This is a genomic window from Halostagnicola sp. A56 (genome assembly GCF_000691505.1).
GTDB lineage: Archaea > Halobacteriota > Halobacteria > Halobacteriales > Natrialbaceae > Halostagnicola.
Genome location: NZ_JMIP02000014.1, coordinates 436,570 through 449,429, shown reverse-complemented (window position 1 = coordinate 449,429; position 12,860 = coordinate 436,570). Strand labels below are relative to the sequence as shown.

Below are 12,860 nucleotides of genomic sequence, written 5' to 3'. Positions count from 1 at the left end.
AATAGCTCCGAACCGCGGTTACGAACGGCGAAGTTCCCAATATCAGGCAATGTTTCGGCAGTCCGATCACTGCACCCCGCTGTAGCGCGCCCCGTCCGTTTTTGCCGTCCGCCGTGGTATCGCCGGGTCAGATGCCCGAGACTTTCAGGCGGCCCGACGACGATCTCCCCGGCGAGCCGACCTCTCCCTGGCTCGCGAGCCCGCTCGAGACGACATTCGACCCCCTCGAGTCGAATCCCTCGGTCGACGCGGCCGTCGTCGGCGCGGGAATCGCCGGCCTCTCGACGGCGATGGAGCTTCGAGAACGCGGGCGGTCGGTCGTCGTCCTCGAGCGCGACCGAATCGCCGCCGGTGTCACCGGGAAGTCGACGGCGAAGCTGACGAGCCAGCACGGACAGATATACGACCACCTTCGCCGGGAGTTCGGCCGCGAGGCCGCCCGACAGTACGGGTCGATAAACGAGCGAGCGATCGACATCGTCGAGGGCAGGATCGACGACCTCGAGATCGACTGCGGGTTCGAACGCCGGCCGTCGTACCTCTACGGCGACGAACCGGATGCGATCGAACGGGAGGCCGACGCGGCCGCGATGGCGGGGCTCGAGGCGACCGAGGTGCGGTCGGTGCCGCCGTTCGAGCGGGCGGCCGCGGCGCTTCGATTCGACGACCAGGCGTGGTTTCACCCGCGTCGATACCTGCTCGCGCTCGCCGAGGAAATCCACGAGGGCGGGGACGCGAACGATGACGCCGAAAGCGTGGATTCGGCCGGCCAGACTGGCGTCTACGAACGCACTCGAGTGACGGACGTGACGCCGGGGAACCCCTGTCGGCTCCGAACGGAGCGCGGCCAGACCGTCACGGCCGGGACAGTCGTCCTCGCGACGGGCTACCCGATCCTCGATCGGGCGGGCTATTTCACCAGAATGCGCCCAAAGCGCTCCTACGTGCTGGGCCTCCGAATTCGGGGCGAGCCGCCGTCGGCGATGTACTACCGGCCTGGAGAGCCCTACCGCTCGGTTCGGACCCACCACGAGCGCGAGGGAGAGGGGACGCTCGTGCTGGTCGGGGGCGAAAACCACAAGACTGGGCAGGGTGGTTCGACCGCGGATCGGTATCGCAGGCTCGAGCGCTGGGCGCGCGAGCGGTTCTCCGTCGAATCGATCGACTACCGGTGGTCGACTCAGGACTACGTGACCGCAGACCGCGTGCCGTTCGTGGGCCGCGCCGGCGTCGCCGCCGAGAACGTCTTCGTCGCGACCGGCTTTCGCGGTTGGGGAATGACGAACGGCGTCGCCGCCGGTCGGCTGCTCGCCCGACTCATCGACGGCGAACACCCGCCGGAAGCCGATCTATTCGATCCGCTCCGGTTCACGCCCAAGCCCTCGGCGGCCGACGCGATTACGGAGAACGCGGACGCCGCGAGCCAGTTCGCGACCGACTGGCTCCGAACGCTGTTCGCGCCCGACCTCGAGTCGATCGCGCGCGGCGAGGGGCGAGTCGTCCGCGACGGGCCGAAGCCGACCGCGATCGCGCGCGACGCCGACGGCGACCTCCACGCCGTCTCCGCGGTCTGTCCGCACACCTACTGCGTCGTCGACTGGAACGACGCCGAGTGTAGCTGGGACTGTCCGTGTCACGGCTCGCGGTTCGATCCCGACGGGACGCTTCTCGAGGGACCGGCGACGGACGACCTGCCGACCCGCGACGCCGGACCGGCGTCCGATCGCGACCGATAAGCGGCGGTCTGGCCGACTCGCATCGGCGCGTCTCGGCGACAGAACAGTTATTTGACACCCGGTACAAGGGGAGAGTAATGACGGATTCCGTTCGAGCGAGCGTCGGGAACGTCGTCACTGACCTCTCCCGCTCGCTCGGCACGCTCGTCGGACTCTTCTGGCTGGTGTTTGTCGGAGCGGTCGTCCTCGACGAAGGAGTCAGCCTATCGACCGGGACCTGGTCGCTCCCGAACGGGCTCTTCTGGCCGGTCGCGTTCGCGATGGCCCTCTGCGGGACGGCGTGGCTCGTCGAGGACGGGTACGACCGACTCGGCGCGGACCCGACCGGCGCCTGGACGTTCGTCTGGTTGGCCGTGTTCCTCGTGCCACTCGCGTTTCTCCCGCTCCAGTTCGCGGTCGGATCGCTCGCGAGCGCGGTCGGCTCCGTCGATCCGTTCAGCGGCGTTCTCAACGCCGGATTCGTCCTCGTCTCGACGATCGCGGCGGGCTGGCTCGCGTTCTACGGCGGGCTCGAACGGTTAGGACTCGAGTTAGACGACTTCGTCCGCACCTTCGTCTTCGCCGCCGGACTCGCGCTCGTTCCCCTCGCCGCCGTCGTGCTGTTCGATGTGAGCTGGCTGACCGACGACTACGCAGCGGCGGCCGTCGCACTGGCCGTGCAGGTCGGCGCGTGGTGGCTTGGCGTCGTGCGGACGAGACCATGATCAGCAACTTGAACCCTTGATAAGCGGGTCGAGACCCAAACTACCTGCTCGAAATCCAGATCAGCGGCTTGAGGTCGTTCCCAACCCAGGATAGTCGGCGATGATTCCATCAACGCCCGCCTCGGCGAGCTGGTCGAACTGAGTCCACGTCTCGGCGGTCCAGACGTTCACCGCCCGCCCCTCGTCGTGGGCGGTCTCGAGCAGGTCGAAAGCCGGCTCGTCGCCCCTCGAGAAACCGGCGTACTCGGTCCCCGAAAGTCCCGTTCCCGCGATGGCGTTTCGCGGCGGGTGGATCGCCTCGCAGTCGTACCGGCGGGCGATTTCGAGGCCCGCCTCGAGGTCGTCCCAAATCAGCGGGGCAGCGGCGTAGGCTGGCGCGGTATCGCGAACGGCCGCGAGTGCGCCCTCGCAGAACGACGAAAAGAGGATCTCGCCGGCGAAGGCGTCGCAGTCGGCGACGACCCGTTCGATGAACGGCTCCCAGACCGCCGTTTGCTCCCTGCGGTCGTCTTCGGAGAGCGATTCGCCGAACCGAATCGCCGCCGTACCGGGATTTTTCAACTCGACGTTGATCGCCATCGACGGCGGAACCGCCTCGAGAAACGCCGCGAGCGTCGGCACCGTTTCGTCGGTTCCGAGCACCCTCGCGTCCCGAATGTTCTCGAGATCCGTCTCCCAGACGAGGCCCTCCGCATTGGTCAGTGGCCGCCCGTCGCGGACCCCCTCGAGTCGCTCGTCGTGGATCACGACCGGCGTGCCACAGGCCGCTGGCTGAACGTCGATCTCGAGCATCGACGCCTCGGTGTGCTCGGCGACGGTTCGCGCCGCGGCGACGGTGTTCTCGGGGGCGACGCCGGCGAATCCGCGATGCGCGATGACGGCGGGCTCGGTCATTGGACGAACGAACGCAGGCGGTCCCGTTGTATCTGTTCCCCGAGAGCGGCATCTGTTCTCGACCGGAACGCCACTCGTCCCTCGAGGGCGGTCTCCGTTGACCGAGCGGCGAACAGCCGCACAAACCTTGAAACCGCTTCCCGTCGAGACACCGTCCATGACGGATCGGAACCTTCCAGACGTCGAGTCCGACCTCGAGCGAGCCACAGACCTCGAGACCGGCGCGGCCGTCGAACTGCTCGAGCGCGCCCGCCGAGATCTCTCGGAGCTAACGGACGACCCCGGCGTGGATCAGGACCACCGGCGGACGCTCGAAAACCGACTCGAGCAGCGGGTTCGCGAGTTGCGGAATCGGGACGCCTACGACGGCGGCGAGATCGGCGCGGCGATGGATCCGGACGAAGATAACGCGCCGTGACTCGTCGCCGTCGCCCGCGGTCGAAGCGCCTGACTATCCGCGTTCGAACCGCCCGCGATCACCTGTTCGAACCGACTGCGATCGCCCGTTTCGAAGCGCCTACGTTCGCCTGTGCTCGGGAGCCCGAAGGCGTTCGGGGACGACGGTCCGCTCGAGGAGGTACGCGAGCGCCAAGCCGGCGATACTGCCGACGGTCCCCGCGTCGAAGAAGAACAACGCGCCGCCCAGCGCGAGTTCGACCCCGAAAGCGAGGACGAAACAGAGAAAGACTGCCCCGAAAACTGGGTACAGGAGAGCCTCGCGACGAGAAGCCGAAATGCGATCGCGAGCGATCCAGACGACCGGGCCGACGAGGAGGAACGAGCCGAAGGCGTACCCCACGACCCAGAGCCACGCGCTCGAGCCGTGTGCGAGGAGATCGGACGCGCTCGAGAGGACGAGAAACGCCAGACAGGCGAACAACACTGCGCGCCGGGTTCGGGCCGATACGGAGATCACCATAGCGGAACTGACATCCGCAGTGACAAATATGTGGTGCGAGCGAAGGCCGCCCGCCGGAACCGACACCGAGCGACTCAACTGCCAGCCACGGTTCCGGCGAGTTCGGCCATCCTCCCACCCTTTATTCGGATGCCACACTGATGGAGAGACATGCGCATCGCACTACTCGGCGGAACCGGCGACATCGGAGAGGGACTCGCGCTCCGGTTTGCACACGACACCGACCACGAGATCCTGATCGGCTCTCGAGACCCCGAAAAGGCTCGAGACGCGGTCGAGGGCTACGAGGAAACGCTCGAAGCGCGCGGCGTGGAAGCGTCGATCAAGGGCTTTACGAACGAGATGGCGACCGATCGGGCGGACATCGTCGTCCTCTCGGTACCGCCCTACTACGCCGGCGACACCGTCGACGCCGTCGCGGAAAAACTCGACGCGGACACGGTCCTCGTCACCCCCGCCGTCGGGATGAAAGGTGACGAGGACGGCATGCACTACCACCCGCCGTCTGCCGGCAGCGTCACCGAACTCGTGGCGGGCCGCACACCCGACGAGGTTCCGGTCGTCGGCGCGTTTCACAACCTCGCGGCGGGCGAGCTCTCGAACCTCGAGCACGACCTGGATCTCGATACGATCGTCGTCGGCGAGGGGGCCGCCAAGGACGCGGTCACGGCGCTGGCGAACGAAATAGACGGGCTTCGCGCCCTCGACGGGGGGCCGCTGGCGAACGCGGCCGAGGTCGAGAGCATCACGCCGCTGGTGATCAACATCGCGCGACACAACGAGGAGTTACACGACGTCGGCGTGAAGTTCCAGTAACCGCCGTCGAGAGGGATCGAAATCGGCGACGGACCCGCGGGTAACCGGTCGCGGTTCGGCGGCGGGAAAAGCGAATCGACGGCGCCGTTCCGATCAGGCCCCGGCGGATTCGAGGGCGTCTTCGATGTCTTCTCGCTGCGTAACACCGACGAAGCGCTCGACGATCTCGTCGTCGTTTTCGATGACGAGCGTCGGGAGCGAACGCACCTGATACTCGTTTGCGACGTCTTGCTGTTCGTCGACGTTTACTTTCTCGACTTCGAATCGGCCCTCCCAGTCTTCCTCGAGATCCTCGAGGATCGGATCCTGGGTCTTGCAGGGGCCACACCAATCTGCGTGGAAGTCTTTAAGTGTGACAGTCATACCGTTCAGTGGAGTTTCCCGCGCTGCGCGCATAAGGGTTTCCCACTGCTGGGTCTTTGCCGTAACCGACGACGCCGGCAAATCGCGGATCGTGCAGGCGGTCGAAAGATTTAGTGCCCGGCGAGCGAAAGAGGAGGTATGGATAAAGGACAGAACACTGGCGGGCTGATGTCCAGTGCCGGTCTCATCCGGTACTTCGACTCCGAAGACTCGAACGCGATTCGCATCGACCCCAAGACCGTCATCGCGACGGGCGTCATGCTCGGCGTGCTCGTCCAGTTGCTGACGTTCGTCTCGTAACGTCGTCGTCGTTTCTCGAGGGTCCCGAATCACCCTTCGAGCAGCAGGTCCGTTCGCTGACGCGAGATTTTTCACGCTGGTCGCACTACTCCGGCTATGTCACTGATAGCGGGCGTCGTCGCCGTGCAGGGCGATGTCTCCGAACACGCAGCCGCGATCGAGCGGGCGAGTGCGGCCCACGGCGAATCAGTCGAGGTCCGCGAGGTCCGCGAATCGGGTATCGTCCCCGACTGCGACCTGCTCGCGATGCCCGGCGGCGAGTCGACGACCATTTCGAGGCTCGTTCACTCGGAGGGGATCGCCGGAGAGATCCGCGACCACGTCGCCGCCGGGAAGCCGCTGTTCGCGACCTGCGCCGGGCTCATCGTCGCCTCGAGCGACGCGGGCGACGAGCGCGTCGAAACGCTCGATCTGATCGACGTGACCGTCGAGCGAAACGCGTTCGGTCGGCAGAAAGACAGCTTCGAAGCGCCCCTCGAGGTGTCGGGACTCGCCGACGACGAGCCGTTTCCCGCCGTGTTCATCCGCGCGCCGGTGATCGACGACGTGGGCGGCGCGGCGGTCCTCGCATCGTGGGACGAGAACCCGGTCGCGGTGCGGGACGGCCCCGTCGTCGGAACCTCCTTTCATCCCGAGTTGACGACCGACGAACGGATTCACGAACTGGCGTTTTTCGAGACCGAGGGCGCGTCGGTGCCGGAACTCGAGTAGAACAGCGGACGACCCGCCCGTGGCTCCGCGAGAGACGACGGTTGCAGGCGTACAGACTTTTGCCGTTCGCCTTCGTGTATCGTGATATGAACGCGTCCATCGACGCCGTCCGCGTCGCGGGCACCCAGCAGGGCCCGGTCCCGGTCTTGATCCTCGCCGTCGACGGTGAGGAGGACATCGTGCCGATCTTCATCGGCTTCAACGAGGCGACGAGCATCGCTCGAGGGCTCGAGGCCGAGGACATCGGTCGGCCGCTGACTCACGACCTCCTGCTCGACGTGATGGAGGAACTCGGCGGACGAGTCGATCGCGTCGTCGTCAACGAGATCGAAGAGCGCGCCGACGGGCAGGGCGGCACCTACATCGCGGACATTCACGTCGACACGCCCCGCGGTGAGACCGTGATCGACGCCAGACCGAGCGATTCGCTCGCGCTCGCGGCCCGAACCAACGTCCCGATCGAGGTGACGGAGGCGGTTTTCGAGGACGGCCGAGACGACAGCGAGAAGTTCGCCGAACTCGAAGACATCCGTGACGTTCCCGGTGAATTATAAATGGACGAGACACTCGCGGAGCTGTTCGCCGTCATCGAAGACCGCAAGGAAACGCTACCCGACGACTCCTACACCGCGTCGCTGTTTACCCACGAGAAGGGGGAAAACGCCGTGCTGGAGAAACTCGGCGAGGAATCGACCGAACTGGTGTTGGCCGCCAAAGACGACGACCGCGAGGAGATCGCCTCCGAAGCCGCCGATATCGTCTATCACCTGCTGGTTTTGCTCTCGATGAAAGACATGGATCTCACAGAACTCGAGGACGAACTCGAAGCGCGGCGATAGGCTCGTACAGTCCTCGACTCGTCGTGTCCGCCAGGGTAGATGGCGTCTCGGTATTTCCGGACGATATTTCTCGCACAACTTAAAATATTCGTTAAATATTACTTGTAGGAACCACCACAAAACCCATCCTATATGACCCAAAAGGAGCGTTATGCGATCGTTTGAAGACGGCCGGAGCAAGGCCGAGACGACGACACGGCCCTCCGTCCCGGAGTACGAACATTTTCCTGCGGACACCTACTGCGTCGCGTGTGCCGTCGCTGTTTCTCGGGACGACCTGCTGGCATTTCGAGAACTGATCGAGCGCGAAACTGCAACCACCGCCGCAGTCGAACAGTCGACATTTCTCTCTCGAGAGATAGAGTACGGATTGGACCTGCAGCAAACGGAAGCCGATCTCGCGGCGTTCGTCCACGAACTCGTCGAGACCTGGGAGGGCCAACTAGACGGCGATTCGTCGGCTGTCTGGTGGCCGCTCGAGTCGGACTGGCGAGTCGCGTTGTACGTCCGGTACTGTCGTGCGAGAGCCGAGCACGAAACCGACGAGTTCGACTGTACGGAGCAGATCGAGCGCGTTCAGATGGTAGTCTCTCGGTGTGAATCGGCGGCCGAAAACGCCGCAAAACGCGGTATCGTCCACAGAGACCACGTACCGGGGGAGCGAGCCGAGCGGTAACCGAGGGCTGTGACTTCGACAGCGAGCCGACGAGTCGAGGAAACGGATCCGCGCCGTTCGACCGTCCGTCGCTTGCACTCGCCCGTGCCAGTTTGATGCTCGACGCTGGCGTTCGTCTGCGCGATGGCACTCCAACAACTCGAGCACGCGGACGACCAGATACGAGAGTGTATCGACAACTGCCTCGAAGCCGCACAGGTCTGTGAGTGGTGTGCGGACGCCTGCGCGGATGACGGTGAGGAGATGGCCCGGTGCATTCGACTCTGCCGCGACGTGGCCGACCTGGCGACGCTGCACGCGCGGTTCATGGCTCGAAACTCGGGCTATCATGGCGAGCTGGCGTCGATCTGTGCGGACGCCTGCGAGGAGTGTGCAGAGGAATGCGAACAGCACGATCACGACCACTGTCAGGCCTGCGCGGAGATTCTGCCGGAGTGTGCCGAGAGCTGTCGAGAGATGGCGTCGGCCTAACCAGGGACGGTGCGACTCACTGGGAGATGAATTGTCCGGACGAATACGACCGCGTTTTTACCGTGTCGACGGCCTCGAGCGACGGCGACGGCCTCGAGGACAACCGGTCGAAAAACGCGGGTCAGTTCGCGAGCAGGCTGCCGACCGCCCCCGCGAGCGCGCTCTCTATCGCCATGATCATGGCGATCGCCGTCACGAAGACGAAGATGCTGACGCCGAGCAGGCCGCCGATCGGACCCAGCGTGAGGCCGGTGAGGCCGACGACCACGCCGAGGATGAACGCGCCGATGATTCCGCCGAGCGCGCCCGCAAGGAGGCCGTGCCAGAAGCCCCGAAGGAGACCGCCGCCGGCGATGAACCCGGCGGCGAATCCGCCGGCGAGACCGCCTGCGAGCTGTCCGATCCCGGGTATCACGAGCCCGAGCGTCGAGACGACGATGGTGACCAGAAAGCCGATGAAAACGGCGCGCCAATTAGTCATAGAGAGAGTATGACGCCCAGCAGAATAAGCCCACGGGCGGGTTCGGCCTCGAGTCACAGGCGATCAACGGGACGGAGACGCGGCCTCGCGGACGAACCGACAACGAACGCCCTTTTAGTGTCGAGGCTGTACTGGTGACTATGATTTTCGAAGACCTTCCGACGACGCCGACGTCGGAAGAGCTGATCGACAAGGCGTTCTCGCGGGCGGCCCGCTCGGGCAACGCCAAGAGCGGCCTCGAGGCCCAGCAGTCGATGCTCCAGACGGCGGCGAACATCATGTCTGACAACTTAGAGAACGTCGTGACCGCGTGGCCGGATTTCGAGTACGATGTCGATCCGTTTTACTACGAACTCGCCAACGCGATCCTCGACGTCTCTATCACCCACTCGGAGGGATCGGACGGCGACGAACCGACGACCGGCGTCGACGCCCTTCGCCAGAGCCTCTCGCAGGTCAGTTGGGCCGGCCGAAAGACCCGCGAGATCCACGAGGAGTACCAGTCGCGGCTCCGCAAGACCGACATCGACACCGCACGAAAGCACCGCCAGCAGGCGTTCGCCCGACTCGCCGACATCGTCGAACAGGTCGACGAACACCTCCGGGTGATAAACGACGCGCGCAACGAACTCCGCGACCTCCCCGAGATCAACGCCGACGAACCCACCATCGTCGTCGCTGGCTATCCGAACGTCGGCAAATCTTCACTCGTCAACGACGTGACCAACGCCCGCGGCGAAACGGATTCGTATCCCTTTACGACGACCGGAATCGGACTCGGGCACTTCGAACGGGATCATATCCGCTACCAGATCGTCGACACGCCGGGACTGCTCGACCGGCCCCCACAGGAACGAAACGAGATCGAATCGCAGGCCGTCAGTGCCCTAGAACACCTCGGCGACTGCGTCCTCGTCTTGCTCGACCCCAGCGGCGAGTGTGGGTACCCCCTCGAGTCCCAACTCGAGTTGCGCGACGCCATCGAGGCCCAGTTCGAAGACGCGCCCGTCCTCACGATCGGCAACAAAGCGGACCGATCGAGAGACGTCGAGGCGGACTACTACATGAGCGTCGAAACCGGCGAGAACGTCGAGCGAGTGCTCGAGGCGGCGGTAGAGGCGATCGACTACGAACCCGAACTCCCCTTCGACGGCTGACGGCGGTTTCGACTGTTACTGGGCGGTTGTAGACGCCGATTCGTACTGGATCGGTTCGACGCGAACGTCGACGGGCTCGCCGGTTCGGTCGGTGATCGTCTCGGCGACATCGCTGGCGAACGCTGCGGTATCCGCCGGACCGTCCTGACTCACCACGACCGTCACGCTCCGCGGACCGGTGTACGGCGACATATCGGAGTACTGCGTCTGTACGGAAACCGCGGAGAGGTTGCCGTAGGCAGGGTCCTCGAGCGTCTCTTCGACCGACGCCGCGACCTCCCGGTCGACGCCGACCTGTTGTGCGGTCGCGACCCCGACCGAGAGCGTGAGCGCGACGACGACCAGTGCGAGTAGTCCCGTCGCCACGATGGATCGATCGAGACCTCCAGCCGGCGAAGCGCGCTCTCGAGAGACGTACCCGAGGAGGACCAACACGGTAAGTACCGCGAGATTGATCACGACCATGGTCACGCACAGCAGGATCGCCGTTCCGATCGCGAGTTCGGGTTCGAGCCAGGCGATCGAAATCCCCGTCGCCGCGGCCGTTGGAAGCAACGCGGCGGCGATCATAACGCCGATTATCGAGGTCGGTCCCTTCGTCGTCAGCCCGATCCCTGCGGACAGCCCCGCCGCGACGGCAACGACCAGCGAGAGCATGTTCGGCGCGAGTCGAACGCTGAACAGCTTGAGCGCCGGGAGGTCGAGGTCGGCCGGGACGAATCCGGCGAAACGAAACGCCGCTGCGAGCGCCGCCGCGGCGATGATCGCCAGTGCGAGCCCGTAGAGTTGCATCCAGAGACTATCGACGATCATCTTTCGGTCGCCGGTCACGGTCCCGACGCTGGCGGTCAACGCCGGCCCGATGATCGGCGCGATCACCATCGAGCCGACGACGATCGCGGGCGAACCGATTAGTAATCCTGCGGTTGCGATAAGCGCACTCAACACCATCAGCGCCGCGTAGGAGGCGGTGTCCCTGCTCAGGTCGCGAGCCTTCGTCCGAAGCTCGATCGCCGTCATCGGTTTGTATCGTCCCGAGTACTCCCGCTCGAGGGTGTCCGCGGTACCGGTCATGGCCGCCTCGGCGCTGGCGACGACAGTGTACTGCTCGAGATCGACCTCGGCCGCCTCGAGTTCGTCGAGAACGTCACCGACCGCGTTACTCGGAACCGGGAGTTCGAACATGACGCCGTCATCGACGGTCGGAACGACGGTGAACGTGAACTGCCCGTCCTCGAGCGCCGCTCGAACCGCGTCCTGGCGAGCATCCGGAACGGTGACGTGAACGAGGCGCACGAGTAGGGGACCAACACGGAGGGCAAAAAGGCACTCCCCTGTGTGCGCCGAGAGCGGTCGAAACCGGCGAATCGGGATCCACTGTCGATCCGAAAGTCGGCTACGGAGCCGTCACCGCTGGGCGACTTCGACGAACCTGACTTCGACGGCGATCGAGTCGTCTCCGTGCCGATTTACTCGATCGTCGAGTTCGTCGGCCAGGTCCGGATCCGTCTCGCCGGGCGGGCCTCCGATCGTCGCGATCACTCGTTCGGGGCGCACGAACGGGTAATTCTCGTCCATCACGACCTCGAGTTCGAGTAGCTGATAGCCGTCGTAGTCGGGTTGCTCGAGGAGGTCCTGTACGTCCTCGCGGGTGTTCTCCTCGAAGGTCGCCGCCGAGTAGGAGCTGTAGGTGATCCCACCCAGAAACACCCCGAAGAGGAGAACGATGACGATCAATCCGATCGCTCGACGGCGGACCCGTTTCTGTGTCGGGCGAAGCTCGAACAGGTTCTCCGGGCGATAGCCCGCGTACCAGAGCGTAAGCAGCCCCGCGAGGTTCACCGACAGGACGTTGACGAGCACGAGCACCGTCGAACCGATCGCCGCCGAGGGCTGGCCCCACGCGAGCGCGATGCCGACGGTGGCGGCCGGCGGAATAAGCGCCGCCGCGATCATCACGCCGACGAGCGCGACCGAAATCCCGGTCGAGATGGAGACGATCCCGGCGACGCCAGCGCCGAGTGCGATCACGAGCGAGAGCAGGTCCGGCGCGAGCCGTTCTGCGATCTCGTCGACGGCCGAAATGTCGAGCCCGGGCGGGACGATGTTCGTCATCCGAACGGTCCACGCGAATATCGCTGCGGCGGCGATAGCCAGCACGACGCCCATCAGTTGGTACTTGAGACTGCTGAGAAACAGCTCCTCGTCGTCGATAACGGAGCCGACGCTGGCACCCAACGCCGGCCCGATCAGCGGGGCGATGACCATCGAGCCGACGACCACCGCCGCCGAATCGAGCAACAGCCCAGCCGTCGCGACGATGGCGCTTACGACCGTCATCGTCACGTAGATCTTGAACGAGGGGGTCAACGACTCCGCTTCGGCTTGCAGCTCCTGTCTCGAGATCCGTTCCGATTCGACGTCCCCGTTTTCGTACTCCTCGCGGAGGGCCTCGAACCGGCGGGAGATGACGGTCTCGGCGTCGACGACGACCGTGTAGGCGTCCTCGTCGACCCCCTGCTCCTGCAAGGAATCGAGGACCGGTTCGACCGCCGCCGCGGGGAGCGGGAAGTACGCGACCGCCGTGAAATCGCGGGCGCTCGTCTCCTCGGTGACGACGTAGTCGACGCCCTGCTCGTCGAGGGTCTCGAGGAGAGTCTGTCGTTTCCCCGTCGGTATCGTCAGCTGTACGAGCCGCACACCCGGTATCTCACACCCCGGTGTGATAACTCCAGTGCCGACGGCTGCGGGTGAAATCGTGAGCGGAGACCGACCGAAACCGAGCGGCCAGCG

At 65.1% G+C, this 12,860-nt stretch carries 17 protein-coding genes; 11 read left to right on the top strand and 6 right to left on the bottom strand.

Annotation, left to right across the window (positions count from 1 at the left end; all coding sequences use genetic code 11):
• The first annotated feature begins 131 nt into the window (after window positions 1-131).
• Complete coding sequence (locus EL22_RS04090; RefSeq protein ID WP_050050274.1) at window positions 132-1,736, top strand: FAD-dependent oxidoreductase; 1,605 nt, start codon at window positions 132-134, stop codon at window positions 1,734-1,736.
• 77 nt (window positions 1,737-1,813) lie between these two features.
• Window positions 1,814-2,440: a hypothetical protein gene (locus tag EL22_RS04085; protein ID WP_050050273.1), complete on the top strand. Its 627-nt coding sequence runs from the start codon at window positions 1,814-1,816 to the stop codon at window positions 2,438-2,440.
• Between the two features lie 60 nt (window positions 2,441-2,500).
• Here EL22_RS04085 and EL22_RS04080 read toward each other — a convergent pair whose 3' ends face one another.
• Entirely contained in the window at window positions 2,501-3,334 is an 834-nt protein-coding gene (locus EL22_RS04080) for a glycerophosphodiester phosphodiesterase (protein WP_050050272.1), read from the bottom strand.
• A 157-nt stretch (window positions 3,335-3,491) separates the two neighbouring features.
• Here EL22_RS04080 and EL22_RS04075 point away from each other — a divergent pair, with 157 nt between their 5' ends.
• Window positions 3,492-3,752 (top strand): hypothetical protein, encoded by a 261-nt coding sequence (locus tag EL22_RS04075; RefSeq protein WP_050050271.1) that lies wholly within the window; start codon window positions 3,492-3,494, stop codon window positions 3,750-3,752.
• A 99-nt stretch (window positions 3,753-3,851) separates the two neighbouring features.
• Here the strand turns inward: EL22_RS04075 and EL22_RS04070 are convergent, their stop codons facing one another.
• Entirely contained in the window at window positions 3,852-4,253 is a 402-nt protein-coding gene (locus tag EL22_RS04070; RefSeq protein WP_050050270.1) for a hypothetical protein, read from the bottom strand.
• 150 nt (window positions 4,254-4,403) lie between these two features.
• Between EL22_RS04070 and npdG the strand changes: the two genes are divergently transcribed.
• Window positions 4,404-5,069: an NADPH-dependent F420 reductase gene (gene npdG, locus EL22_RS04065; protein WP_050050269.1), complete on the top strand. Its 666-nt coding sequence runs from the start codon at window positions 4,404-4,406 to the stop codon at window positions 5,067-5,069.
• Window positions 5,070-5,162: 93 nt separating this feature from the next.
• On the opposite strand, the gene EL22_RS04060 is transcribed toward npdG, so the two are convergent.
• The gene (locus tag EL22_RS04060; protein WP_049953715.1) at window positions 5,163-5,432 is read right to left on the bottom strand and encodes a co-chaperone YbbN; all 270 of its coding nucleotides are present in this window, start codon (window positions 5,430-5,432) and stop codon (window positions 5,163-5,165) included.
• 138 nt (window positions 5,433-5,570) lie between these two features.
• On the opposite strand from EL22_RS04060, the gene EL22_RS04055 reads away from it, so the two are divergent.
• The 6 genes from EL22_RS04055 to EL22_RS04030 all read left to right on the top strand — a co-directional run bounded on the left by EL22_RS04055 (window position 5,571) and on the right by EL22_RS04030 (window position 8,429).
• A complete protein-coding gene (locus EL22_RS04055; protein WP_049953716.1) occupies window positions 5,571-5,732 on the top strand; it encodes a preprotein translocase subunit Sec61beta in 162 nt (53 codons plus the stop codon).
• A 96-nt stretch (window positions 5,733-5,828) separates the two neighbouring features.
• Window positions 5,829-6,443: a pyridoxal 5'-phosphate synthase glutaminase subunit PdxT gene (pdxT, locus tag EL22_RS04050; protein WP_050050268.1), complete on the top strand. Its 615-nt coding sequence runs from the start codon at window positions 5,829-5,831 to the stop codon at window positions 6,441-6,443.
• Window positions 6,444-6,529: 86 nt separating this feature from the next.
• Window positions 6,530-6,997: a bifunctional nuclease family protein gene (locus tag EL22_RS04045; protein ID WP_050050267.1), complete on the top strand. Its 468-nt coding sequence runs from the start codon at window positions 6,530-6,532 to the stop codon at window positions 6,995-6,997.
• Entirely contained in the window at window positions 6,998-7,282 is a 285-nt protein-coding gene (gene hisE / locus EL22_RS04040; protein WP_050050266.1) for a phosphoribosyl-ATP diphosphatase, read from the top strand.
• 151 nt (window positions 7,283-7,433) lie between these two features.
• On the top strand, window positions 7,434-7,958 hold the full coding sequence (locus EL22_RS04035; RefSeq protein WP_050050265.1) for a hypothetical protein: 525 nt from the start codon (window positions 7,434-7,436) through the stop codon (window positions 7,956-7,958).
• Between the two features lie 123 nt (window positions 7,959-8,081).
• The gene (locus EL22_RS04030) at window positions 8,082-8,429 is read left to right on the top strand and encodes a four-helix bundle copper-binding protein (RefSeq protein ID WP_050050264.1); all 348 of its coding nucleotides are present in this window, start codon (window positions 8,082-8,084) and stop codon (window positions 8,427-8,429) included.
• A gap of 121 nt (window positions 8,430-8,550) precedes the next feature.
• Here the strand turns inward: EL22_RS04030 and EL22_RS04025 are convergent, their stop codons facing one another.
• The gene (locus EL22_RS04025; protein ID WP_050050263.1) at window positions 8,551-8,910 is read right to left on the bottom strand and encodes a DUF5518 domain-containing protein; all 360 of its coding nucleotides are present in this window, start codon (window positions 8,908-8,910) and stop codon (window positions 8,551-8,553) included.
• Between the two features lie 140 nt (window positions 8,911-9,050).
• Between EL22_RS04025 and EL22_RS04020 the strand changes: the two genes are divergently transcribed.
• A complete protein-coding gene (locus EL22_RS04020; protein ID WP_050050262.1) occupies window positions 9,051-10,067 on the top strand; it encodes a GTPase in 1,017 nt (338 codons plus the stop codon).
• Window positions 10,068-10,082: 15 nt separating this feature from the next.
• Here the strand turns inward: EL22_RS04020 and EL22_RS04015 are convergent, their stop codons facing one another.
• Both EL22_RS04015 and EL22_RS04010 read right to left on the bottom strand, forming a co-directional pair.
• Window positions 10,083-11,363, bottom strand: coding sequence for a DUF389 domain-containing protein (locus EL22_RS04015; RefSeq protein WP_050050261.1), 1,281 nt, complete (start codon window positions 11,361-11,363; stop codon window positions 10,083-10,085).
• Window positions 11,364-11,474: 111 nt separating this feature from the next.
• Window positions 11,475-12,767 carry a TIGR00341 family protein gene (locus tag EL22_RS04010; RefSeq protein ID WP_050050260.1) on the bottom strand — a complete coding sequence of 431 codons (1,293 nt, stop codon included), beginning with the start codon at window positions 12,765-12,767 and terminating at the stop codon, window positions 11,475-11,477.
• Window positions 12,768-12,860: the final 93 nt, after the last annotated feature.